This is a genomic window from Brachybacterium sp., assembly GCF_052095815.1.
Classification (GTDB): domain Bacteria; phylum Actinomycetota; class Actinomycetes; order Actinomycetales; family Dermabacteraceae; genus Brachybacterium.
On record NZ_JBQDLF010000002.1, the window covers coordinates 38,620 to 60,818 of the forward strand.

General features: G+C 68.3%; 20 protein-coding genes and 1 tRNA gene. 5 read left to right on the forward strand and 16 right to left on the reverse strand.

Features of this window, described 5'->3' with window-relative positions; translation table 11 throughout:
* Positions 1 to 83: 83 nt before the first annotated feature.
* Together ACTH43_RS01150 and ACTH43_RS01155 are read right to left on the reverse strand one after the other, a co-directional pair.
* Positions 84 to 863 carry an anaerobic ribonucleoside-triphosphate reductase activating protein gene (locus ACTH43_RS01150; protein ID WP_441443093.1) on the reverse strand — a complete coding sequence of 260 codons (780 nt, stop codon included), beginning with the start codon at positions 861 to 863 and terminating at the stop codon, positions 84 to 86.
* Positions 860 to 2,767, reverse strand: a complete 1,908-nt coding sequence (locus ACTH43_RS01155; RefSeq protein ID WP_441443094.1) for a ribonucleoside triphosphate reductase — start codon at positions 2,765 to 2,767, stop codon at positions 860 to 862. Before ACTH43_RS01155 ends, ACTH43_RS01150 begins: the two co-directional genes overlap by 4 nt.
* A 340-nt stretch (positions 2,768 to 3,107) precedes the next feature.
* Here ACTH43_RS01155 and ACTH43_RS01160 point away from each other — a divergent pair, with 340 nt between their 5' ends.
* Complete coding sequence (locus tag ACTH43_RS01160) at positions 3,108 to 3,443, forward strand: PadR family transcriptional regulator (protein ID WP_441443095.1); 336 nt, start codon at positions 3,108 to 3,110, stop codon at positions 3,441 to 3,443.
* Positions 3,440 to 4,459: a permease prefix domain 1-containing protein gene (locus tag ACTH43_RS01165; RefSeq protein WP_441443096.1), complete on the forward strand. Its 1,020-nt coding sequence runs from the start codon at positions 3,440 to 3,442 to the stop codon at positions 4,457 to 4,459. Before ACTH43_RS01160 ends, ACTH43_RS01165 begins: the two co-directional genes overlap by 4 nt.
* Before the next feature lie 42 nt (positions 4,460 to 4,501).
* Here ACTH43_RS01165 and ACTH43_RS01170 read toward each other — a convergent pair whose 3' ends face one another.
* The 5 genes from ACTH43_RS01170 to ACTH43_RS01190 form a co-directional block, all read right to left on the reverse strand.
* The gene (locus ACTH43_RS01170) at positions 4,502 to 5,266 is read right to left on the reverse strand and encodes a hypothetical protein (protein ID WP_441443097.1); all 765 of its coding nucleotides are present in this window, start codon (positions 5,264 to 5,266) and stop codon (positions 4,502 to 4,504) included.
* A 130-nt stretch (positions 5,267 to 5,396) separates the two neighbouring features.
* The gene (gene nrdE, locus ACTH43_RS01175; protein ID WP_441443098.1) at positions 5,397 to 7,529 is read right to left on the reverse strand and encodes a class 1b ribonucleoside-diphosphate reductase subunit alpha; all 2,133 of its coding nucleotides are present in this window, start codon (positions 7,527 to 7,529) and stop codon (positions 5,397 to 5,399) included.
* Between the two features lie 5 nt (positions 7,530 to 7,534).
* On the reverse strand, positions 7,535 to 7,933 hold the full coding sequence (gene nrdI, locus ACTH43_RS01180) for a class Ib ribonucleoside-diphosphate reductase assembly flavoprotein NrdI (RefSeq protein WP_441443099.1): 399 nt from the start codon (positions 7,931 to 7,933) through the stop codon (positions 7,535 to 7,537).
* A 21-nt stretch (positions 7,934 to 7,954) separates the two neighbouring features.
* A complete protein-coding gene (nrdH, locus tag ACTH43_RS01185; protein WP_345076650.1) occupies positions 7,955 to 8,209 on the reverse strand; it encodes a glutaredoxin-like protein NrdH in 255 nt (84 codons plus the stop codon).
* Positions 8,210 to 8,882: 673 nt separating this feature from the next.
* The gene (locus ACTH43_RS01190) at positions 8,883 to 10,601 is read right to left on the reverse strand and encodes a Gfo/Idh/MocA family oxidoreductase (protein WP_441443100.1); all 1,719 of its coding nucleotides are present in this window, start codon (positions 10,599 to 10,601) and stop codon (positions 8,883 to 8,885) included.
* A 254-nt stretch (positions 10,602 to 10,855) separates the two neighbouring features.
* Between ACTH43_RS01190 and ACTH43_RS01195 the strand changes: the two genes are divergently transcribed.
* Together ACTH43_RS01195 and ACTH43_RS01200 are read left to right on the forward strand one after the other, a co-directional pair.
* Positions 10,856 to 11,497: a lysophospholipid acyltransferase family protein gene (locus tag ACTH43_RS01195; RefSeq protein ID WP_441443101.1), complete on the forward strand. Its 642-nt coding sequence runs from the start codon at positions 10,856 to 10,858 to the stop codon at positions 11,495 to 11,497.
* Between the two features lie 228 nt (positions 11,498 to 11,725).
* Positions 11,726 to 12,109: a universal stress protein gene (locus tag ACTH43_RS01200; RefSeq protein WP_441443102.1), complete on the forward strand. Its 384-nt coding sequence runs from the start codon at positions 11,726 to 11,728 to the stop codon at positions 12,107 to 12,109.
* A 187-nt stretch (positions 12,110 to 12,296) separates the two neighbouring features.
* Here the strand turns inward: ACTH43_RS01200 and ACTH43_RS01205 are convergent, their stop codons facing one another.
* The 6 genes from ACTH43_RS01205 to ACTH43_RS01230 all read right to left on the reverse strand — a co-directional run bounded on the left by ACTH43_RS01205 (position 12,297) and on the right by ACTH43_RS01230 (position 18,432).
* On the reverse strand, positions 12,297 to 13,790 hold the full coding sequence (locus ACTH43_RS01205; protein WP_441443103.1) for a catalase: 1,494 nt from the start codon (positions 13,788 to 13,790) through the stop codon (positions 12,297 to 12,299).
* Between the two features lie 94 nt (positions 13,791 to 13,884).
* Positions 13,885 to 14,370 carry a Fur family transcriptional regulator gene (locus ACTH43_RS01210; protein WP_441443104.1) on the reverse strand — a complete coding sequence of 162 codons (486 nt, stop codon included), beginning with the start codon at positions 14,368 to 14,370 and terminating at the stop codon, positions 13,885 to 13,887.
* 105 nt (positions 14,371 to 14,475) lie between these two features.
* Positions 14,476 to 15,294 carry a carbohydrate ABC transporter permease gene (locus ACTH43_RS01215; RefSeq protein ID WP_441443105.1) on the reverse strand — a complete coding sequence of 273 codons (819 nt, stop codon included), beginning with the start codon at positions 15,292 to 15,294 and terminating at the stop codon, positions 14,476 to 14,478.
* On the reverse strand, positions 15,291 to 16,238 hold the full coding sequence (locus ACTH43_RS01220) for a carbohydrate ABC transporter permease (protein ID WP_441443106.1): 948 nt from the start codon (positions 16,236 to 16,238) through the stop codon (positions 15,291 to 15,293). Before ACTH43_RS01220 ends, ACTH43_RS01215 begins: the two co-directional genes overlap by 4 nt.
* Positions 16,239 to 16,245: 7 nt before the next feature.
* Complete coding sequence (locus ACTH43_RS01225) at positions 16,246 to 17,541, reverse strand: ABC transporter substrate-binding protein (protein WP_441443107.1); 1,296 nt, start codon at positions 17,539 to 17,541, stop codon at positions 16,246 to 16,248.
* Between the two features lie 117 nt (positions 17,542 to 17,658).
* Entirely contained in the window at positions 17,659 to 18,432 is a 774-nt protein-coding gene (locus ACTH43_RS01230) for an SDR family NAD(P)-dependent oxidoreductase (RefSeq protein ID WP_441443108.1), read from the reverse strand.
* 145 nt (positions 18,433 to 18,577) lie between these two features.
* Here ACTH43_RS01230 and ACTH43_RS01235 point away from each other — a divergent pair, with 145 nt between their 5' ends.
* Positions 18,578 to 19,303 (forward strand): SDR family oxidoreductase, encoded by a 726-nt coding sequence (locus ACTH43_RS01235; protein ID WP_441443109.1) that lies wholly within the window; start codon positions 18,578 to 18,580, stop codon positions 19,301 to 19,303.
* Positions 19,304 to 19,408: 105 nt separating this feature from the next.
* Here ACTH43_RS01235 and ACTH43_RS01240 read toward each other — a convergent pair.
* The 3 genes from ACTH43_RS01240 to ACTH43_RS01250 all read right to left on the reverse strand — a co-directional run bounded on the left by ACTH43_RS01240 (position 19,409) and on the right by ACTH43_RS01250 (position 22,113).
* Positions 19,409 to 19,481: transfer RNA gene (locus tag ACTH43_RS01240), tRNA-Thr, on the reverse strand.
* Positions 19,482 to 19,584: 103 nt separating this feature from the next.
* Positions 19,585 to 21,228, reverse strand: a complete 1,644-nt coding sequence (locus tag ACTH43_RS01245) for an alpha/beta hydrolase (protein ID WP_441443110.1) — start codon at positions 21,226 to 21,228, stop codon at positions 19,585 to 19,587.
* 150 nt (positions 21,229 to 21,378) lie between these two features.
* On the reverse strand, positions 21,379 to 22,113 hold the full coding sequence (locus ACTH43_RS01250; RefSeq protein ID WP_441443111.1) for an ABC transporter permease: 735 nt from the start codon (positions 22,111 to 22,113) through the stop codon (positions 21,379 to 21,381).
* Positions 22,114 to 22,199: the final 86 nt, after the last annotated feature.

Below are 22,199 nucleotides of genomic sequence, written 5' to 3' on the forward strand. Positions count from 1 at the left end.
GCTCGTACCGCATCCTAGGTGCTGGTCGTCACGGCGCCGAGCCCGGTGGTGGCGGCCGCGGCGCCGTCGTCGCGCCCGAGTCCTCAGGTGCGGGCCCTGACCTGTACCCCTTCTTCCTTGCCCCGCCGGGTGGCGGCGTCGGCGATCTCCTCGAAGCGCTCGGGCCAGTCGGGGGCCCGCGCCAGCTGCGCGGCGAAGCCGGCGTCGGCGCCGTCGGGTCGGGCGCGCTGCAGCACCAGCGCGCCGCCCCCGGCCTGCGCGACCAGGCGCACGACCTGCAGCACCTCGGCCTGCAGCGCGGGGGTGACGGTCATGCGCAGCTCGTGGTCGACGCCCGAGTTGAGCAGCATGCCCAGGGACCGCTGCACCTTCGTGGCGGCACCGGCGCGACCCACCAGCGCGGGATAACCGGCCGGCGAGGCCTTGACGTCGAAGCCCACCCAGTCCACCAGCGGGGCCTCGCTCCGTGCCCCGTCCCGGTCCTGGCCCAGCAGTGCCGCGAGCCGGCCCGGGTAGGCGCCGCCGGTGTGGAGCCCGACGGCGAACCCGGCTCCGCGCACCCGGCGGGCGGCGGGCACCAGGGCGTGCTGCATGGTGGCCTCTCCCCCGCTGAACACCACCGCGTCCAGCAGGCCGTGGCGGCGGCCCAGCAGCTGCTCGAGCTGCGCCCAGCCCACTGCGCCGGGGGTGCGCGGGTCCAGGATCGCCGTGTTGTGACAGTAGGTGCAGGTCCACGGACAGCCCTGGCAGAACACGGTCGCGACCAGGTGCCCCGGCCAGTCCACACTCGACAGCGGCACCACACCGGCGATCTGCAGGTCCTCGGCGGCGACCGCAGGCACCACAGCGCCGTCGGCGCTCACGCCGTGCCTGCGGCCAGGCGCTGCTGCTCGGGCACGACGGACCCTGCCCCGACGCCCGAGGCGGCCTCGGTGAAGAAGGTGCGCTCGGCGTACTCGCCCTTTTTGCCAATGTTGAAGGACGCGACGGGGCGGAAGTAGCCCATCACCCGGGTCCACACCTCACAGGCCTGCCCGCAGCGCTCGCACTCGAGGTGCTCGCCCGAGAGGTACCCGTGGGTGGGGCAGATCGAGAAGGTCGGGGTGACGGTGAGATAGGGCAGGCGGAAGCGGGTCAGGGCGCGCCGCACCAGTTCCTTGCAGGTGGCCGCAGAGCTCATCGCCTCGTTCATGTAGAGGTGCAGCACGGTGCCGCCGGTGTACTTCGCCTGCAGCTCCTCCTGCAGCTCGAGCGCCTCGAAGGGGTCCTCGGTGGCGCCCACCGGGATCTGCGAGGAGTTCGTGTAGTACGGGTTCTGCGCGGTGCCCGCGGTGAGGATCCCGGGGAAGCGAGCACGATCCTCCTTCGCGAAGCGGTAGGTGGCACCCTCGGCCGGAGTCGCCTCGAGGTTGTAGAGGTTCCCGGTGGCTTCCTGGAACTCGACCATCCGCTCGCGCACGTGGTCGAGGATCCGCAGGCACATCGCCTGCCCCTCCTCCGTCATGAGGTCGAGGCGGTCGCCGGTGAAGTTCCGGAGCATCTCGTTCATGCCGTTCACTCCGAGAGTCGAGAAGTGGTTGCCGAGGTGGCCCATGTACCGCTTGGTGTAGGGGTAGAGCCCGGAGTCCATCAGCTCCTGCACGGTGGTGCGGCGCCGCTCCAGGGTGTCCTGGCCCAGCTCCAGCAGGTGGTCGAGCGCGGCGATCAGCGCCGGCTCGTCCCCGGCGTGGAGGTGGCCGAGCCGCGCCATGTTCACGGTCACCACTCCGATCGATCCGGTGAGCTCCGCCGAGCCGAACAGGCCGTTGCCGCGCTTGAGCAGCTCGCGCAGGTCCAGCTGGAGGCGGCAGCACATGGAGCGGATCATCCCGGGATCCAGATCCGAGTTCAGGAAGTTCTGGAAGTAGGGCAGCCCGTACTTCGCAGTCATCACGAACAGCGCCTCGGCGTTGTCCGAGTCCCAGTCGAAGTCCTCGGTGATGTTGTAGGTGGGGATCGGGAAGGTGAAGGCGCGACCGTCCGCGTCCCCCTCGGTCATGACGTCGAGATAGGCGCGGTTGATCAGGTCCATCTCTGCGCGCAGCTCGCCGTAGGTGAAGTCCTGGACCTCGCCGCCGATCAGCGGGCGCTGCTCGCGCAGGTCCGCGGGGCAGGTCCAATCGAAGGTCAGGTTGGTGAAGGGGCACTGGGAGCCCCAGCGGCTGGGGACGTTGAGGTTGTGGATCAGCTCCTGCATATGCTGGCGCACCTGCTCGTAGCTCATCGAGTCCAGGCGCACGAAGGGCGCCATATAGGTGTCGAAGGAGCTGAAGGCCTGCGCCCCGGCCCATTCGTTCTGCAGCGTCCCCAGGAAGTTCACGATCTGCCCGCAGGCTGAGGAGAAGTGCCGTGGCGGACGGGAGCCGATCGCGCCGGCCACCCCGTTGAAGCCCTCCTCGAGCAGGGCCCGCAGGGACCAGCCGGCGCAGTAGCCGGTGAGCATGTCGAGGTCGTGGATGTGGAGGTCGCCCTCGCGGTGGGCTCGGCCCGCCTCCGGACTGAACACCTCCTCCAGCCAGTGATTGGCCATCACTTTGCCGGCGGCGTTGAGGATCAGCCCGCCCACCGAATATCCCTGGTTCGCGTTCGCGTTGACCCTCCAGTCCGAGCGCTCCACGTACTCGGTGACGGTCGCGACGGGGTCGATGAGCTGCCGCGCCGTCGACTCGACAGGCAGTGGCCCGGCGGGGGCTGCGGACCGGGCGGGGGTGGGTGCGAACGCGGTCATGGGTTCTCTCCTGAGAGGTGAGGGGGTGGGGCGGGGAGAGACCTCGGGGCAGAAGCCGGGAGGCGGTCGCCGACGAGGGCGATGAGCACACGCTAGGCAGGAACCACAACATCTAGTGCTCGCGACGCGCGGCGCACACAAGCTCTAGTGGTCTTCGCGCCCGCACGCCGTCCTCCACGGGACCGAGGTCCCGACCTGGGCTCCCCGAAATCCCCCGAATACCCCCCTTGCCGTACTACGGCTGCCGTAGTACGTTATGCGCATTAGTGCGGCGGACCCACCTGTCATGCATATCCGTCGCATGCGTACCCCCACCATCCAGAGGAAGAGAGGAGCCGATGTGATCGGAGCCGACGCCATTCGCGGGCACATCGATCTGATCCTGCTGGCGATCCTCGAGACGCAGCCCTCCTACGCCTACGAGATCTCCAAGACCATCACCGATCGCTCCCGCGGCGAGTACGTCATCAAGCAGACGACCCTCTACACCGCGGTCAAGCGGCTGCAGTCCCAGGGCCTCCTCGACAGCTATGAGGACGCCTCCCCCACGGGCAAGCCGCTCACCTACTACAAGCTCACTCCCGACGGCCTCGACCAACTCGGCCTCAAGCGCGATGAATGGCGCAGCACCCGAGCACTCGTGGACCACTTCACGGAAGGAAAGGACGCCTCGTGAACGTCATCGATTCCTATCTGGACACCCTCTTCGCCCCCTACCCCGAGACTCCGCGCCTGCGGGAGGCCCGGACCGAGCTGCGCGCCATGATGGAGGACAAGCTGCAGGGCCTGATCGAGGACGGCCTCCCCGAATCCCAGGCCGTCGGCCAGGTCATCGCCGAGTTCGGCACCCTCGAGGAGGTCGCCCCGGTGCTGGGGATCAGCGCCGAGCTGGGCCGCGCCGCCGCCGCACCCGTGGTGTCGCCGGCCGCCCCTCTGGAGCTCGAGCGCGCCCGCGCCTATGTCGAGGCCGTGCGCCGTTCTCAGTGGATGCCTGCCGCGGGCTTGGTCCTGTTCGTGCTCAGCGCGGCGCCGCTGCTGCTGCTCCTCGCCGCCACCGGCGCCCAGGAGGCGTCCGCGGGCTGGGTGATCGGCGTCGGCGTCACCGCGGTGCTGGTGATGGTGAGCCTGGGCCTGCTGCTGATGATGGCGCGGAATGCGCGGCTCAGCGACTTCGAGGACATCGACGAGGGGGGCTTCACCCTCACTGCGCAGGTGCGCAGCTACGCGCAGGAGATCCACCGAGAGCACCGCCGCAGCACCCTCCTCGCCACCGCCGTCGCGATCACGCTATGGATCCTCAGCGCTCTGCCCACCCTCCTCTCCGCGCTGCTCACGGACGGAGAATCCCCCGCCACGCTGTACGGCGTGAGTGGGACGCTGGTGATCGTGGCGCTGGGCCTCGCGATCATCGCCAGGGCCGGGTGGTCCGACTCCGCGACCAGCACGCTGCTCCAGCAGAAAGAGGAGAACGAGACCCTCGAGCACAGCGACAGCCCGGCGGTCCGCGTAGTGGCGGCGCTCTATTGGCCGGTCATGCTCGCGGCCTATCTGATCTGGAGCTTCGGCTCCGGCGACTGGGGACTGACCTGGGTGATCTGGCCGGTGGCCGGGGTGCTCTACGGCGCGCTGAGCGGTCTCGGCGTGGCGCTGCGCGGGGACGATAGTGCCCGAAAGCACGGCGGGAGCAGCTGAGAGTTCGGATCCGAACTGGCGAGAACTCTGCGGCACACGCTCTCACGCCTGCGCGGACGCCCAGGACTGCCGCCGGGTCTGCGGCAGGTTCCCGCAACACATGCAGAGTGGTCCGCCCATCGGCTCGTCAACCGCCTGCCCTTTGCCCCACGTCGTGCCGGGTCGACGCCAATGCAGACCCCAAGGATCGGTGAAGCAGAACTCAGGATTCGCGACACGGTCGGGCTCGAGCATGCCGATGGCGTTCCAGTTCGTGACCTCGATTGTTCCGCTGACGCTCTCGTGCGGAGCCAGGGTCCCCACCGCGACGCCCTGGAAGTAGTCGTCCAGGGTAGTGAGGGAGTCCAGGTCATATCGACTCTCGTTGTCGTCGTCCAGCTGGTGGACCACGATCTTGACGTTGGTGACCGGGAGCGATGAGTGGTTCGACAGCTCATACGTGTAGACGAGGACCCGTTCTCGACGTCCATTGCTGATGCGTTCCCGCCATTCGCTGCGCAGTGAGATCGATCGCCGCACGACGTCCTTCTTCTCCTCGCCCCGGAGCCGTTCCGAGTCACGGTGCTGACGGACCTGCCACGCCGCGACGAGGAGCGAGAGTCCGGCGAAGAAGAGCCCGACGACAGTTGCCACTGCCTGCGCCCAGGTCCCCACATCGCCCCACACCACTGCATACGGAACAAGGCCAGAGAAATACGCCCAGAGCAACAGTCCGATCAGTGCCGCTTCGAAGCCGATAACCCCGAGCAGCACGATCGCCAGCCACCTGGAACGGCGGCCGCTGCACCACGATCGTCTCTCCCTCATGGTGCGTAAGGATATTCGATCACGATCGGGAGGGCTCCGGAGCTCACGTCGTCTCCACCGACGAGAACGCCAGGGCCCGGGCGAGGATCTTCCTCGTCCGGGCCCCGGCGTCATCTCAACGGGCGAGAGATCAGAGCATGCAGCTGACGCAGCCCTCGACCTCGGTGCCCTCGAGCGCCATCTGCCGCAGGCGGATGTAGTAGAGGGTCTTGATGCCCTTGCGCCAGGCGTAGATCTGCGCCTTGTTGATGTCGCGCGTCGTGGCGGTGTCCTTGAAGAACAGCGTCAGCGACAGGCCCTGGTCCACGTGCTGCGTGGCCTCGGCGTAGGTGTCGACGATCTTCTCGTAGCCGATCTCGTACGCATCCTGGAAGTACTCGAGATTGTCGTTGGTGAGGTAAGGGGCGGGGTAGTACACCCGGCCGATCTTCCCCTCCTTGCGGATCTCGATCTGGGAGGCGATGGGGTGGATCGAGCTCGTGGAGTTGTTGATGTACGAGATCGAACCGGTCGGCGGGACAGCCTGCAGGTAGGCGTTGTACATGCCGTGCTCCGCGACCTCGCCACGCAGCTGCTTCCAGTCCTCCTGCGAGGGCAGGTGGGCATTGGACTCGGCGAACAGTGCACGCACCTTCTCCGTCTTCGGCTCCCACGCCTTGTCGATGTACTTGGCGAAGTACTCGCCAGTGGCGTACTTGGAGTTCTCGAAGTCGTAGAACTTCTCCCCGCGCTCCTTCGCGATCCGCATCGACGCCTTGATGGCGTGATAGGTGACCGAGTAGAAGTACATGTTGGTGAAGTCCAGGCCCTCGTCGGAGCCGTAGTAGATGCGCTCGCGCGCCAGGTAGCCGTGCAGGTTCATCTGCCCGAGCCCGATCGCGTGGGACTTGCGGTTGCCCTCGGCGATGGTCGGCACGGAGTCGATGTCCGAGGTGTCCGAGACTGCGGTCAGGCCACGGATGGCCGTCTCGATGGTCTGGCCGAAGTTCGGTGAATCCATCGCCTTGGCGATGTTCAGCGAGCCCAGGTTGCAGGAGATGTCCCGGCCCATCTCCTCGTACGTCAGATCGACGTTCATGGTCGAGGGGGTCGAGACCTGCAGGATCTCCGAGCACAGGTTGGAGTGCGTGACCTTGCCGGCGATGGGATTCGCCCGGTTCACGGTGTCCTCGAACATGATGTACGGGTAGCCGGACTCGAACTGGATCTCCGCCAGGATCTGGAAGAAGTCACGCGCCTGGATCTTCTTCTTGGAGATGTTCGGGTTGTCGACCATGTCCCGGTAGACCTCGGAGACGTTGACGTCCGCGAAGGGCTTGCCGTACTCGCGCTCCACGTCATACGGGGAGAACAGGTACATCGGCTCGTTCTTCTTCGCGAGCTCGAAGGTGATGTCGGGGATGACCACGCCGAGGGAGAGGGTCTTGATACGGATCTTCTCGTCGGCGTTCTCGCGCTTGGTGTCCAGGAAGCGCAGGATGTCCGGGTGGTGGGCGTTGAGGTACACCGCACCGGCGCCCTGGCGGGCCCCGAGCTGGTTCGCGTAGCTGAAGGAGTCCTCGAGCAGCTTCATCACGGGAATGACGCCGCTGGACTGGTTCTCGATGTGCTTGATCGGCGCACCGTACTCACGCAGGTTCGAGAGCAGCAGGGCCACGCCGCCGCCGCGCTTGGACAGCTGCAGAGCGGAGTTGATCGAGCGGCCGATCGACTCCATGTTGTCCTCGATGCGCAGCAGGAAGCAGGAGACGAGCTCTCCACGCTGTGCCTTGCCGGCATTGAGGAAGGTCGGGGTCGCGGGCTGGAAACGGCCGTCGAGGATCTCGTCGACCAGGTTGCGGGCCAGCTGCTCATCACCGCGGGCCAGACCCAGGGCCACCATCACCACACGGTCCTCGAAACGCTCGAGGTACCGCTCGCCGTCGAACGTCTTCAGGGTGTACGAGGTGTAGTACTTGAAGGCGCCCAGGAAGGTCGGGAAGCGGAACTTCTTGGCGAAGGCCTGCTCCGAGAGAGACTCGATGAAGGAGAAGTCGTACTGCTCGAGGACCTCGGGCTCGTAGTACTTGTTCTCGACCAGGTAGTCCATCTTCTCGCGCAGCGAGTGGAAGAAGACGGTGTTGGGGTTCACGTGCTGCAGGAAGTACTCCCGCGCCGCTTCCCGATCCTTGTCGAACTGGATCTTCCCGTCCGGTCCGTACAGGTTCAGCATCGCGTTCAGCGCGTGGTAGTCGAGCCGCTTGTTGTGCTCGACCGGGGGCATCTCGGTCAGTGTCGCCAAAACTCTTCCAATCCGTCGTGGACCCGCGTCACATCGCGCGGAGTGCCGAACAGTTCGAACTTGTACATATGGGGGACCTCGCACTTGCGGGCGATGATGTCGCCGGCCAAGCAGTAGGCCTCTCCGAAGTTGGTGTTCCCCGCACCGATCACGCCTCGGATGTGCTTCCGGTTGCGTTCGTCGTTGAGGAACTTGATGACCTGCTTGGGGACGGCGCCACGGCCGTTGCCCCCTCCGTAGGTCGGAACCACCAGGACGAAGTCCTCGTCGACGACGAGGTGCTCATCCCGGGGGTAGAGCGGGACCCGGCGTGCCGGCATCCCGAGCTTCTCGACGAAGCGCTTGGTGTTGCCGGACACCGAGGAGAAGTAGACGAGGTTTGCCACGCCGACGCCTCCCGGGCCCGATCAGATGGCGGTGGCCTGGCGCTGTGCGCCGGCACCCACGAGGGTCTTGATCTTGTCGGGGCGGAAGCCGGACCAGTGGTCCTGTCCTGCGATGACCACGGGGGCCTGGAGGTACCCGAGGTTCATGATGCGCTCGCGTGCCGCGTCGTCCTCGGTGACGTCGACGACGTCGTAGGCGACGCCCGCCTTGTTCAGGGCGCGCTTGGTCGCATCGCACTGGACGCAGAGGGGCTTCGAGTACACGGTGATGTCCAAGGGAGGGGCCTTTCACGAGCGCCGCGCCGGGGCGCAGGACGGGAGCTTCACGGGTTGTCCGGGGGAGGTCCGAAGGACCGTGCCGCCACGCTCCGGAGCCGTGGATCAGGGGCGCAGCGATGAGTTCCGGTGCGCCGCCCGACCTCCGGTGACCCGGTACGGTGCGACTGCGTCAACACTACACCTAGTGGTGACCCGGCGCGACGACCACAAGATGTACTGAGTTACAACACTGTCATCCACAATCGACTGTTGATGGGCTGTGGATAGATCTGCAGGGTTGGGGACGAAGGGCTGGGCCACGCACGAAATCCGAGGATGCGTGCACAGAGCAGTGTGGATGAGGGGTCCGACAGCCCGTTCCTGCGGTGGATGACGCCGCTCCCCGCGACCTCCCGCAGCGCGAAGTAGTGAGGTAGGTCCCCGGCATGTCCGAGAGGACGCTCGGCGTGTCGTCGGCGTGTCCCGACAGTCGGCTCGGCGTGTCGTCGGCGTGTCGTCTTCCGGGGCCGTCGGAGGGTCCGACACGGGCCCACTGCGAGATCCGCGCGAGCCCCGGCGTTGCCCGCGCCCGCCCGCGTCATCCCCTCTGGGATCCGGGATCGCCTGGACGCGAGAACCCCCGCGGCCCAGTGGGCGGCGGGGGTTCTCAGCACTCGTGCGCGGTCAGGAGTCAGGAGCGAGGGTCCTCTGGGGCGGGAGCCGCCAGCGTCGGGCCGTCGACCGCAGGGTCGCCAGCCGCAGGGTCGCCAGTTGCATGGGCGCCAGCCTCAGTGCCGTCAGCCGCGGGGGCGTCAACCTCAGGGCCGTCAGCCGCGGGACCATTCGGCGCAGGAGCCTCCGGCGCTACGCTGCCAGCCGCGCCGTCGGCCGGGGTCTCCCCGCTCAGATGCCACACGTCGACGACCTCCTCCCCCTGCGCATCTCCCAGAGGCTCCGCGCTCTCGGGCGCGGCAGCTGTCGCATCGGCGGCGAGGGCCGCGTCGTCGGTTGCCGCTGGATCGTCATCGGCCGTCGCCGTCGCGTCGTCGTCGGCTGCTGTTGCTGTTGCTGTTGCTGTTGCAGCTGCGGTTCCAGGGGCCTCCGCTGCGGGCTCGGCGATCTCCACGATCAGCTCGGGTTCGCCCTGGGCGGTCGCGCCACCCACAGCAGCTGGCTCAGGCGCCTCGTCCTCCCGTGCCTCGCCCTCCACTGCCTCATCGCCCAGCACCTCATCACCAGGCGCTGCGTCGTGAGCCTCGTCGTCGGCGGCGTCCTTCTCAGCCTCGAGGCTGCGACCATCCGCGCCGACAATGCTCGAGAGCACCTCGCGCAGCAACGTCACCTGGGCTGCCGCCTCGGCAGCACCCGAGACCGGCTGCTTGCCCTTCTCCACGAAGGCGTGGAAGGCCTCCCACATGAGCTCCACCGCCCCCTTGGGAGCCGTGGTCGAGGTCTCCTGGACCACGCCCGACTTCTTCTCCCGCAGGGAGATCGTCGAGCGGACGTCGCTGTGCGAGGGGGCGGGCAGCTCCACGCGCATCCGTCGTCGCGCCGAGAGCACCTGCACGCTCTCGGAGTACTCCGGGGCGAACGGCAGGTAGTGCCACACCAGGCGCACCTGTGCCCCGCCGTCCAGCTCGCCGAGCAGCTCGATCGAGCCGGGGATCACTCCCTTGGGCCAGTGCCTCACCGCGACCAGGCGCGCGATCGGGCCATAGGCCGCCTCGATCACGGCCATCTGATGCGCCACGCCCGTCAGCAGGCCCTTGACATAGAGATCACGGTCGCGCTGAGTCGCACCCGCGCCCGCGCCCGCCTCGACCGCGGCCTGGAGGGCCTTGCGCCGCTGCGAGCGCACCTCGGTGGGCAGATCGTACGAGGCCGTGGTCACGTGGGCACTGCCGAACAGCGGCTGGCTCGCAGGCATCAGCACCTCGTGATCCACCATCCGCAGATCCTTGACGGGGATGTGCTCGGACATGCGGGTCACGGAGTCGTCGTACTGCTGGGGATAGGCCATCATCAGCAGGCGTCGGCCCGTCATCCGCTCGAAGCCGGCGACCTGCTCGACCTCGTCTGCGGAGAAGCCCACCGGCGGCTCCACGAGCACCGGGATGCCGCGGCGCATGAGCGTCAGCAGGTCCTCGACATGCAGCCCGTCGGTGGACAGCAGCGCGGCGTCGATCGCGAGGGTCTTGGCGCGCACCGCCGCGATCAGATCCGCGACCGTCTCGTAGCGCTTGTCCTCCTCGATCCCCCACACCTCGGAAGACTCGCGGCGCCGACGCGGGGAGTGATCCACCAGCGCGGCGATCGTGAAACGGTCCCAGCGCCTGCGCAGCACCGGGAGGTGCACGGCCTGGGCCATGGTTCCGGCGCCGATCACGGCAATGTTCAGGGTCTTGGGCATCGACTGGCTCCTCGGGCTCGGACGGGGTCGGCGGCAGCTCCGCGGGATCCTCGGCGGGCGCCGGGCCGTTCCGACAGTGCGCTCCGGACGGCACGGAGCGCACGCCTGTTCTACCACACCCCGGTGATGCCGGGCCGAGCCGCTCCCCCGGCGCGACCTGCGACGCAGGGACGGAGGTCACGCGGCGATCGGCACAGGAACCACCGGACCAGGATTATCGTGGGGCGCGGATCAGCACGTCTCAGGAGGACCACGTGGCAAGACGCTTCTACTTCGGCGCCCGCAACATCTCGCGCCCCTTCGTCAAGCTCTTCTGGAACCCTCGGGTCTCCGGGATCGAGAACGTCCCGCGCGAGGGCGGTTTCGTGATCGCCTCCAACCATCTCGCCAACATCGACAGCTTCGTGCTGCCCGTGGCGCTGCCCCGGCAGATCCGCTTCGTCGCCAAGGACACCCTGTGGACGCAGAAGGGGATCCGCGGGCGCGTCCTGCGCTGGTTCTTCGAGGCCGTCGAGGCAGTCCCGGTGGATCGCGAGGCCCTGTCCTCCGGGAAGGGTGCCCTCCAGGCCGGGCTCACGATCCTCCGCGACGGCGACGGCTTCGCGATCTATCCCGAGGGCACCCGTTCCCGGGACGGCCTGCTGCATCCGGGGAAGCAGGGCGCCGCCTGGCTCGCCGTCGAGTCCGGCTGCCCCGTGATCCCCGTCGGACTCAAGGGCACCCAGCACATGTTCTCGCGGCTGCTCCCCCACCGCGGCGCCATCACCGTGCGCATCGGCACCCCGATCCACCTCGAAGACATCGACCCCACCGCGTCCAAGGGAGTGCGGCGCCGGATCCTGAACGCCAGAATCATGGACGAGATCCAGAAGCTCTCCGGCCAGCGTCGCGCATAGGCACTGCCTGCCTATCGTCGCCCGGGCCGGGCTCGTCGTCGCACAAGTCGGGCCCTGCAGGCGCACGAGTCGTGCCCTGCAGGCGGACGGGTCTGACCCTGCTGGCATACCGGCCAAGGGCCTTATCGCCGCCGGTCCCCCCGCATACCGCCCGGCGACCAGTAGGATCTGGCCAGGCCGCGCACACCGAGCGGCGGCCGCCGCCCGGACCCCACCCGAGGAGAGCAGATGGCCGTCGTCGTCGGATTCATCCCCACTGACGTGGGTTTCAAGGCGCTGTCCGCAGCCCGCGACGAGGCGGAGCAGCGAGGTGGGCCGCTGATCGTGGTCAACGTTCTGCGCGAGGGGGTCGGAGCGGATCCCCGTCACGCCGACGAACAGCAGCTCGAGATCGCTCGTGACCAGCTGCGGCACGCCCGCGTGCGGGTCGCCTTCCGCCAGGAGACCACCGACGACGACATCGCCGATGTGCTGCTGCAGGTGCAGGAGGAGGAGAAGGCGGAGCTGCTGGTGCTGGGAGTGCGCCGACACCAGGAGCTCGCCCGTCACCTGCTGGGCCTGACCGTCCAGAAGCTCCTGCTCTCCGCCGACTGCGAGGTCCTCGTCGTCTGAGCCGACCCCGGTGAGCCGACTCCGGCGGGCGGCAGGCACGAGGCACGGCAGACACGTCAAGCACGAGGCACTGCAGGCGCGGGGCATGGCAGTCGCGGGCCACGGCAGTCGCGGGCCACTGCAGGCAGCAGACATGAAAGGGCCGGGCCGGGGCATGTCGCCCCGACCCGGCCTTGACTGCTGTGGATCAGGCGTTCAGCGGATCCCCGCCGGGCTGCTCGTCACCCTTGGCGGTGTTCACGGCCAGCGCGATGCGCTCACCGATCGTGGTGTCGACGTTCTTCCAGTACTGGAGGGCCTTGCTCAGCACCGGCTCCTCGACCGTGCTCAGCGCACCGGAGACGGTCTCGACGAACTGGTCGCGCTGGGCGTCGTTGTACACCTCGCGCACCAGGATGCCGGGCTGGATGAAGTCGCTGTCCTCGGCGTGGAGGGTGTACGCGGCGCGCACCATCTCGCCATCGGCCTCCCAGCCGTTGTCGACCGGTCCCTGCTCGTCCTGGTAGGCGCGACCGTAGGAGTTCGGCGCGTACACCGGTGCGTCCCCGCTGTGCAGGAACTGCATGAACCCCTCCTTGTCGTAGGAGTTCGTGGGGACCACCGGCTGGTTCACGGGCAGCTGGTTGAAGTTGGTGCCGATGCGGTGGCGCTGTGCGTCCGGGTAGGAGAAGACGCGGCCCAGCAGCATCTTGTCCGGGGAGACGCCCGTGCCCGGCACGGTGTTGCCGGGGCTGAAGGCCGCCTGCTCGATCTGCGCGTAGTGGTTCTGCGGGTTCTTGTTCAGGGTGAACTTGCCGACCTTGATCAGCGGGTAGTCCGCGTGCGGGACGGTCTTGGTGAGGTCGAAGATGTTGAAGCGGTAGTTCTTCGCGTCCTCATAGGGGATCACCTGGACGGACATGGTCCAGCTGGGGTTCTCGCCGCGCGCGATGGCGTCGAAGAGGTCCCGGCGGTGGTAGTCGCCGTCGGAGCCGGCCAGCTTCTCGGCCTCCTCGTTGCTGAGGAACTCCATGCCCTGGTCGGTGTGGAAGTGGTACTTGATCCAGAACTTCTCACCGGACTCGTTGACCCACATGTAGGTGTGCGAGCCGTAGCCGTTCATGTGGCGCCAGGACTTGGGCAGGCCGCGCTCACCCATCAGGTAGGTCACCTGGTGCGCGGACTCCGGGGAGTTGGACCAGAAGTCCCACTGCATCTGGTTCGAGCGCAGGCCCGAGTCCGGGGTGCGCTTCTGGGAGTGGATGAAGTCGGGGAACTTCATCGGGTCGCGCAGGAAGAAGATCGGGGTGTTGTTGCCGACGATGTCGAAGTTGCCCTGCTGGGTGTAGAACTTCAGCGCGAAGCCGCGCACATCGCGCCAGGTGTCTGGCGAGCCGAGCTCACCGGCGACGGTGGAGAAGCGGGCCAGCATCGGGGTCTTGCGACCGGGCTGGAAGAGGTCCGCCTTGGTGTACTGCGAGACGTCCTCGGTGACCTCGAGCTCGCCGAAGGCACCGGAGCCCTTGGCGTGGGGGCTGCGCTCCGGGACGCGCTCGCGGTCGAAGCGGGCGAGCTTCTCGACCAGTGCGACGTCGTGGAGCAGCAGCGGGCCGTCGGCGCCGAGGCTCAGCGAGTGCGCATCGGACTCGCGGGGAGCGCCGGTTTCCGTGGTGCTCGGGATCGTGGGATCGAAGTCGGTCATCTGCATCTCCTGGGTGGTGGGGGATTCTGACAAGCTGTGAGAAAAAGTTCGGATACGGGGGCCGGGAAGGATTCCGGAGGTCATCGGCCTCGGATCAGGGAGCGGGGGTCGAGGCGGGTCCGGCGGAGATCGAGGACGCCGACGCCGACGTAGTCGCCGCCGCGATTGCCCGGCATTCCGAGCAGACGCCCCGATAGACGACATCTGCGATCTCGATGTCGAAGCCGTGGGAGTCGTGCGGGGTCAAGCAGGGCGCCTCTCCGACCGCGCACGGGACATCCTCGAGCCGGCCGCATTCGCGGCAGACCAGGTGGTGGTGGTTGTCGTGGCGATGCATCTCGTACTGCATGCTGCGACCGCCCACCGACACCCGACGCAGCAGATCTGCATCGGAGAGGGCGTTCAGCACGTCATAGACCGCCTGGCGGGACACTGTCCCCAGGCTCTCGCGGACGGACCGGGCGATCGTCTCCGCATCGGCATGCGGGTTCGCCTCGACCGCCGCCAGCGTCGCGAGCCGCGGAGCGGTCACGCGCAGACCAGCGCCCCGGAGGGCGGAGGTGTGAGCGGTGGTCGTCATGGCTCTACCATAGCGCCCTGTCTGGACTATCTCAAGAAAGCGTCTAGGTCCGGACAGGGTGTGGGGCGTCCGGAGAGAGCGGGGCCGGGACGCACACGCAGCGGTTCAGCCCTTGGTCGCCCCTGCGGTCAGCCCGGAGACGATGTACTTCTGCGTGAACAGCGCCATCACGATCACCGGCAGGGTGATGATCACCGAGGCCGCCATCAGGCCGCCCCAGTCCACCGAGGAGTACGCGATGAAGTTGAAGATCGCGACCGGGAGGGTGCGGGTGCTCTGGCTGGCCAGCACCAGCGCGAACATGAAGTTGTTCCAGGAGAAGATGAACGCCAGGATCGAGGCCGTCGCGATGCCCGGGGTGGACAGCGGCAGGGCGATCCTCGCGAAGACCCCGATGTTGGTGAGGCCGTCGACCAGGCCGGCCTCCTCGAGGTCGCTGGGCAGCGACTCGAAGAACGACAGCATCACCCAGGCGATCAGCGGCATGGTGACGAACATGTGGGAGATGATCAGCGGCGCATAACCGCCCACCCAGCCCAGCATCGCGAACACGTAGTAGAACGGCACCAGCAGGGACACCCCGGGGATGATCCGGGCCACCAGCAGCATGCCGGATGACCGTGACATCCCGTACTTCGCCATCACATAGGCGGCGGGGACTGCGAGCAGCAGCGACAGGCCGACGGCGGCGACGCCGACGACCAGCGAGTTCAGCATGAACAGCCCGAACTGCGCCTCGGTCATCACCCGGACGAAGTTGTCCAGCGTCGGGGTGAAGCGGAACAGGCGCGTGGGATCGGTGATGTCCAGGCTGGTCTTGATCGAGGACAGGCCCATCCACAGCAGCGGGAACAGGAACACCAGGGCGATGATGCCGATCGCGACATAGCGCGCCACGTTCTTCAGGAGCTTCTGCCGCCTCATCCGCGATCACCGCTCTGGGCAAAGCGGAACAGGGCCCAGGAGGCACCGACGATGAGGAGGAAGAAGACGACCAGCACGGCCGAGGCGATGCCGTACTCGTTGTACTCGAAGAACAGCGAGTAGGACAGGATGTTCAGCGTCTCCGCCTCATGGAACGAACCGCCGCCGCGACCCTTGGTCGCGTACAGCAGGTCGAAGGTCTTCAGCGCATCGATCGAGCGCAGCAGCACGGCGGTGACCACGACCGGCATCAGCTGCGGCATCACCACGAAGCGCAGCCGCTGGAAGAAGTTCGCCCGGTCGATCAGGGCCGCCTCCTCCGGCTCCTCCGGCAGGGAGGAGAGCCCGGCCAGCAGGATCAGCGTGACCATCGGGGTCCACTGCCAGATGTCGACGAACATCAGGGTCGGCATCGCCTGGGTCGGGGAGGAGATCCACCCCTGGGGCGGGATGCCGAACCAGCCGATGAAGGTGTTCACGAAGCCGATGGTGGGCTCGAACAGCAGCAGCCACATCATCGCCACAGCCACCGGAGTGGCGACCAGGGGCAGCAGGATCACGACCCGCACGAAGCCCTGCCCGCGGAAGGGGCGGCGCAGCAGCAGGGCGATCGCCAGACCCAGCAGGAACTCCACACCCACGCAGATCACGGTGAAGTAGAGCGTCCGCCAGACGGCCGGCCAGAACCGGTCCAGGCCGGTGAAGACCTCGACGTAGTTCGCCAGGCCGACGAAGCCGAAGCCTCGCTGCAGGGAGCCGCTGGCGTCCGTGAGCGACATGATCAGCGTGTAGATCGCGGGAAACACGACCATCACGATGGTGAACAGGAGGGCCGGGAGCGCGAACAGCCACTTCATGTGCCGGTTCGCCCAGCCGGAGAAGCCGGGCGCCCCACCGGACACGGTGTGTCCCGTCGGCCGCCCGATCTGGGAGTCGGCCGTCATGGGAGGCTCAGCCCTCCTCGTCGAGGAAGGCCTGGTATTCAGTCTGCGCGGTGGTGATGGCCGCGTCGAGGTCGCCGCCCTCGATGCCGATCGGGATCGGGGCGCCGACGATGTCGCGCGCCTGCGAGACCTCGACCACGACCGGCCGGTCGTGGTCCACGCCTTCGGTGAGCGAGGCCTTGATGGTCGCGGTGAGGTTCTCGGGGAAGGCGGAGGTGGCGTCGGGGTCGTCCCAGACCGAGGTCCGGGCTCCGGCGACGCCGGCCTTGCTGATCTCGGTCATGATCTCGGCGGAGGTCGCCCATTGGATGAACGTCCAGGCGTTCTCGGTGTTCTCTGAGGCGGCGTTGATCGCGAGTGCCCAGGACGGGATCGAGTACGGCTTCGAGCCGGCGTCCCCGGCGGGCATCGGGGCGACGGCGAAGGTGTCGCCGATGCGCGACTGGGTCTCGTCGATCATGTTGTTGTAGAACACGCTGGCGTCGGTGTAGAAGGCGGCCTGGCCCTGCTGGAAGATGGCGCTGGCCTCCTTCCAGCTCATGTTGGTGGTGCCGGGAGGGCCGTAGCTGCGCAGCAGGTTGGTGTACATCTCGTACGCGGCCCGGGCCTCGGGGGTGTCGATGGTCGCGGTTCCGGCGGCGTCGTCCCAATCTCCGCCGTAGCCGTACAGGAAGCTCGAGAACTGGGTGACCGCCGCGGCGCGCTGCCCGCGGGCGACGAATCCGAAGACCCCGTCGTTCGCCTCCTGGATCGCCTTCGCGGCCGCCTCGAGGTCATCGAAGGTGGCGGGGACCTCGAGCCCGGCCGCCTCGAGCAGGTCGGTGCGGTAGTACATGACCTCCTGCTCGACCACGATCGGGACGCACACGATGCCCTCGTCGGTGGTCGCGGCGCCTTGGGCTTGGAAGTCGTCCCAGTTCCAGTCGCTCGCGCCGCTGACCTGGTCATCCAGCGGCAGCAGCCAGCCGTTGCGGGAGAACAGCTTGCCCTCCTGCAGGGGGCGCAGCATCGCGACGTCGATGTCGGAGGCGCCCGAGTTGAGCTGGACCTTGTACTGATCGGAGAGCTGGTCCTCCCCCAGCGTGGTGAGCTCGACCTTGAGGCCGCTCTCCTCCTCGAAGCGGGGCAGGAGATCCTTGACCACATCGGTCCACGGATGGTTCGAGAGGGTGAGCATCAGCGTGCCGCCCCCACCGCCACCTCCGCCGGACGAGGAGCCGCCTCCGCAGGCGGCGAGGGCGAGGGTGCCGGCTCCGAGGCCGGCACCGGCGAGAAGCGAGCGACGTGTGGGACGAGCGGACATGACAGCTGCTTTGCATCAGCATGCGCGTCGAACCAGACTCCCACACGCCGTGACGAACCTCACGTCGACTCCCCCTCTGGGGAGGTCACTATCCGGTGACGACGCCGCGGGTGACCCTCAGGGCATGCGCCAGGCCGCCCCCGGGTCCTGGGTGGCGAACTTGCCGCCGCTCACGTCGAGCAGTGCACCGGTGATGTAGCCGGAGAGGTCACCGGCCAGGAACAGGCAGAGGTTCGCGACGTCCTCTGGCAGCCCCCAGCGGCGAATGCTCAGCTGGTCCAGCTTCGTCGCCGCCGCGGACTCGTCGAGCGCGGAGAAGCCGTTCATCGCGGTGGGGATCATGCCGGGCGCGTAGGCGTTCACGGTGATCCCCCAGGGGCCCAGCTCGCTCGCGAGCACCCGCGTCATCTGCACCACGGCGGCCTTGGAGGCGCCGTACGCCGCCGCCTCGACGCTGGGGATGATCGCCGCGAACGATGCGGCGTTGATGATCCGCCCCGACTGCTGCCGTTTCATCATCGGGATGACCGCCTGGCAGGTGTTCAGCACGCCGCGCACGTTGACGGCGAAGACTCGGTCCCACAGCGCGGGGTCGAAGCTCTCCAGCGGCCCCTCGGCGTTGATGCCGGCGTTGTTGACCAGCACGTCGAGCCTGCCGTGCCGCTCCTCGATCCTCGCGATCGCCGCCCGTACCGCCTCAGGATCGGTGATGTCGCAGGTCAGGACCGTCTCGGCGAGGCCCTCCTCGCGCAGCTCGGCGAGCGCGTCGGGGTCGATATCGAGCCCCACGACAATCGCTCCCTCCCGGGCGAAGGTCTGTGCGATGGTGCGGCCAATCCCCCGCGCGGCGCCGGTGACGAGCACGACGCGCCCTGACATGTCGATCTGCATGCTTCTCCTCGGATCATGGGCTCCCGGGCGCGGGCGCGTGAGTGCGCTCTACGCTGGGCGGGACCCGATCTCGGGTCCACAGACACCGGGTCCCACTGTCGCCCCTGCTTCGGGCGTGGTCAAGGGACCGGAAGGAGAGACAGCGATGGATGCACGCACCGTCTGGGTGACCGGCGCGGGATCGGGGATGGGCCGCGCCTCTGCGCTCCTCGCGGCGCAGGACGGGAGACCGGTGGCGCTGTCCGGTCGGCGTGCCGAGCCGCTCGAGGAGGTCGCCGAGGAGATCCGCGCCGCGGGCGGGACCGCGCTCGTGGTGCCGCTGGACGTCGCCGATCGCGCAGCCGTGAAGGCGGCGGCCGTGCGGATCGGCGAGGAGCTCGGGAGCATCGAGGCGCTGGTGCTGTCGGCCGGGGCGAATGCGCCCCGCCGCTATTGGCGCGATCAGGACCTCGAGCAGTTCGCGGCGCTCACTGACATCAACCTGCTGGGACCGGTGGCGGTGATCGACGCGGCGCTCCCGGGGATGCGGGAGCGCGGCGCGGGCACGATCGTGCTGATCTCCTCGTATTCGGCCTGGCGCTTTTCGCCAGACGCCGGGGTGGCCTACAGCGCCTCGAAGACGGCGCTCGGTCCGCTGGCGGCGACCCTGAATGCGCAGGAGAACCAACACGGCATCCGTGCCTGCCACCTGTGCCCGGGAGACGTCGACAGCGCCTTCCTGGACCAGCGGCCGCAGGTGCCGGGAGCCGCCGACAGAGCCGTCATGCTCAGTCCTGAGGACGTGGGACGGGCCGTGTCGTTCGTGCTGACCAGTCCGCCGCATGTGGTGATCGACGAGCTCGTCATCAGCCCCGCGAAACCGGCCGTCTGAACCGGCTGTCTGAACGGCACCCGGAACTTCGGCCGGAACGGCATCCGGAACTGCGGAAGGGCCCCGCTCCTGTGCGTCACAGGAGCGGGGCCCTTCTGCATGCGGAGCCGCCTAGGAGAATCGAACTCCTGACCTATTCATTACGAGTGAATCGCTCTACCGACTGAGCTAAGGCGGCGTCGTCGCCGGGGCACGGCGGACCGGTTCACTGTACGTGACCTGCAGGGCCCTGTGCAAAGCAGGAAGGGGCGATCCGTGTCACCCCGTCGGCCGCCGCGGGCTCAGCAGGTCAGGCCGTCCTCCGGCACGGTGCCCTCGAGCAGGTAGGCGTCGACCTGTTCCTCGATGCAGCCGCCGGAGCGCCCATAGGCGGTATGGCCCTGCCCCTCGAAGGTCAGCAGCACACCGCTCTCGAGCTGCTCGGCGAGGCTCTGCGACCACTGGTACGGGGTGGCCGGGTCACCGGTGGTGCCGATGACCACGATCGGGCCGGCGCCCTCGGCGGCGATCGGGGCGGGCTCACGCAGCGCAGGGACCGGCCACTGGGCGCAGCCGCTCCCGCTGAACGTCGGGCCGAAGGTCGGGAACTCCTCCGCCAGGCGCTGCGCCTCCTGCGCGACCCATTCCTCGTCGGCGACCTCGGGGCGGTCCAGGCAGTTCACCGCGGCCTGCGCGAAGGTCGCGTTGGTGCGGTAGGTGCCATCCGCGGAGCGTTCGGAGGAGCTGTCGGCGATCGAGAGCAGCAGCGAGCCGTCCCCGCTCATCGCGGCGGAGAGCGCGTCGCGGCCGTAGTCCCATAGCCCGTCGTCGTACATCAGCAGCATCACGGCCGACCGGGCGAGGCTCCCGGTGAGCGGCCTTTCCGGGTCCCCGCTGTCCAGGGGGGAGGATTCCACGGCGGTGAAGAAGGAGAGCAGCTGCTGCCTGGCGTCCTCCTCGCTGCCCTTGAACGGGCAGCCCTCCCCCGCCTCCAGGCAGTCCGCGAGGAACGCCTCGGTGGCGCGTTCGAAGCCCTCCGACTGACCGGCCGCGAAGTCGTTGCTGGTCAGTGTGGGGTCAATTCCGCCGTCGAGCACGAAGTGGCCCACCCGCGCGGGGTACAGCTCGGCGTAGCTGGCGCCGAGATAGGTCCCGTAGGAGTAGCCCAGATAGTCCAGCTGCTCGGAGCCGAGCGCCGCACGCAGCACGTCCATGTCGCGAGCGGCGGAATAGGTGTCGAGATAGGGAAGGACATCCTCGGAGTGCGCTTCGCAGGCTTCGGCGACGCGGGTGCCCCATTCGATGGCGAGCTGCTGGGCCTCCGGAGAGCCGGGCTCCGCTCCGGCCGCGAGGTACTCGTCGGTCTCCTCGTCGCTGAGGCACTCGATGCCGGCGGAGCGGTTGACCCCGCGCGGGTCGAAGCCGACCAGGTCATAGGCGGTGCGCACCTCGGGTGAGATCAGGTAGGGCATGCTCTCGAGGTAGTTCACGCCGGAGCCTCCGGGCCCGCCGGGGTTCGTGACCAGGGCGCCGACCCGTTCACCCGAGGCCGCGATCCGTCCTACCGCGAGCTGGATGTCCCCGGCCTCCGGGTCGTTCCAGACCAGCGGCACGTCGATCGTGCCGCATTCGATGTCCGGCCCGTCCACGCCCTCGCAGGGTCCCCACTCGATGTCCTGCGCGTAGTAGTCCGCGTAGGCGGGATCCTCGGCGGGATCCGCAGGCAGGTCCACGGCGGCGGAGGTGCCGAGCTCCTCGAGCGCCGACCCGTCCGGTGCAGACCCGTCCGGCGCAGGCCCCGGCGCTGCTGAGGCGCCGCCGCCGTCGCTCGCCCCGTCACCGTCATCCGGCGCCCCGTCGGGCGCGGTGCAGCCGGCCAGCAGCAGGATGGTCACGGCTGCCGCGGCGGCGAGACGCGTGAGGCGGGGGTGGGCGGCGAGAGTCATGCAGGTTCCTTGTCCGTACGGGAGGCGGGCTGGACGGGCGGGGCGGCGGGATCCGCAGGGCCCGGGGGCGCGGCATGCGGTGGGCTTGGCGTGCGGGTGGCGCGGGGCCCGGCCATCCTAGGCCCCGCGCATGTCCTGCTCCCTGACCGTTCAGCCCACCTCGCGCCGGTTCCAGCGCCGGATCCCGAACACGGTCGGCACGATCACCAGCAGCAGCAGCGGCAGCAGCTCGAAGGCGGTCGCCTCCCCGCCGCCGAAGGTGATGGCGGCGGTCTGCAGGTCGACAGCGCGGATGATGTCGCTGATCACCTCGGAGCCGAACACCATCGCGAGGGTCCCGGCGGTGGTGATGACGAAGGGTGTTCCGATCGCGGTGACCAGGCCGATCACCGTGGACTGCAGCAGGATCGCCATCGCCAGGGAGAACAGCAGCGTCGCCGCCATCATCGCCAGCTGGGTGGTCAGGACTCCCTCCATGCTGGAGAAGATCGCGCCCTCGCCGAGCAGCTCACCGCCCACCCAGGTGGCGGCGGCCGCGAGACCGATGGACAGTGCCATCAGCGCGAGGAACACCACCGTGGCGGCGAGCACCTTCGAGGTCAGCACCGCGAGCCGGCCCGGCCGCTGCAGCAGCGTGTTCTGGATGGACTTGTCGGACCACTCCCCCGCCACCATCATCACCGTGATCACGGGGATGATCAGGCTCAGCGGGAGTGCGAGGACGGCGAAGGTGAACTCCACGTCGGAGGTGCCGCCCGGCATGACGGCTGGCTGGATGAGCCCGCCGAGGGCGGCGAAGCCGGCGATGATCAGCACGGACAGGGTCAGCAGGAACGCGGCTCCACGGGTGTCGAGGAAGCTGCGCAGGTCGATGGCGGGTCTCATGGGGTGACTCCTCAGGTGGGTCAGTGCGGGGCAGTGCAGTGCAGTTCAGGTCAATGCGGTGCGGGTCGGGTCGGGCGGTGCCGGCC

What these genes read in the sequence shown, in the direction of transcription:
- ACTH43_RS01200 (WP_441443102.1), top strand. Translation starts at nt 11,726, where the DNA reads ATGGCCGTCGTCGTCGGATTCATCCCCACTGACGTGGGTTTCAAGGCG.
- ACTH43_RS01235 (WP_441443109.1), top strand. Translation starts at nt 18,578, where the DNA reads ATGGATGCACGCACCGTCTGGGTGACCGGCGCGGGATCGGGGATGGGC.
- ACTH43_RS01205 (WP_441443103.1), bottom strand. Translation starts at nt 13,790, where the DNA reads ATGACCGACTTCGATCCCACGATCCCGAGCACCACGGAAACCGGCGCT.
- ACTH43_RS01230 (WP_441443108.1), bottom strand. Translation starts at nt 18,432, where the DNA reads ATGCAGATCGACATGTCAGGGCGCGTCGTGCTCGTCACCGGCGCCGCG.
- ACTH43_RS01245 (WP_441443110.1), bottom strand. Translation starts at nt 21,228, where the DNA reads ATGACTCTCGCCGCCCACCCCCGCCTCACGCGTCTCGCCGCCGCGGCA.
- nrdE (WP_441443098.1), bottom strand. Translation starts at nt 7,529, where the DNA reads ATGCCCCCGGTCGAGCACAACAAGCGGCTCGACTACCACGCGCTGAAC.
- ACTH43_RS01190 (WP_441443100.1), bottom strand. Translation starts at nt 10,601, where the DNA reads ATGCCCAAGACCCTGAACATTGCCGTGATCGGCGCCGGAACCATGGCC.
- ACTH43_RS01225 (WP_441443107.1), bottom strand. Translation starts at nt 17,541, where the DNA reads ATGTCCGCTCGTCCCACACGTCGCTCGCTTCTCGCCGGTGCCGGCCTC.
- ACTH43_RS01210 (WP_441443104.1), bottom strand. Translation starts at nt 14,370, where the DNA reads ATGACGACCACCGCTCACACCTCCGCCCTCCGGGGCGCTGGTCTGCGC.
- ACTH43_RS01170 (WP_441443097.1), bottom strand. Translation starts at nt 5,266, where the DNA reads ATGAGGGAGAGACGATCGTGGTGCAGCGGCCGCCGTTCCAGGTGGCTG.
- ACTH43_RS01250 (WP_441443111.1), bottom strand. Translation starts at nt 22,113, where the DNA reads ATGAGACCCGCCATCGACCTGCGCAGCTTCCTCGACACCCGTGGAGCC.
- ACTH43_RS01215 (WP_441443105.1), bottom strand. Translation starts at nt 15,294, where the DNA reads ATGAGGCGGCAGAAGCTCCTGAAGAACGTGGCGCGCTATGTCGCGATC.
- ACTH43_RS01155 (WP_441443094.1), bottom strand. Translation starts at nt 2,767, where the DNA reads ATGACCGCGTTCGCACCCACCCCCGCCCGGTCCGCAGCCCCCGCCGGG.
- ACTH43_RS01220 (WP_441443106.1), bottom strand. Translation starts at nt 16,238, where the DNA reads ATGACGGCCGACTCCCAGATCGGGCGGCCGACGGGACACACCGTGTCC.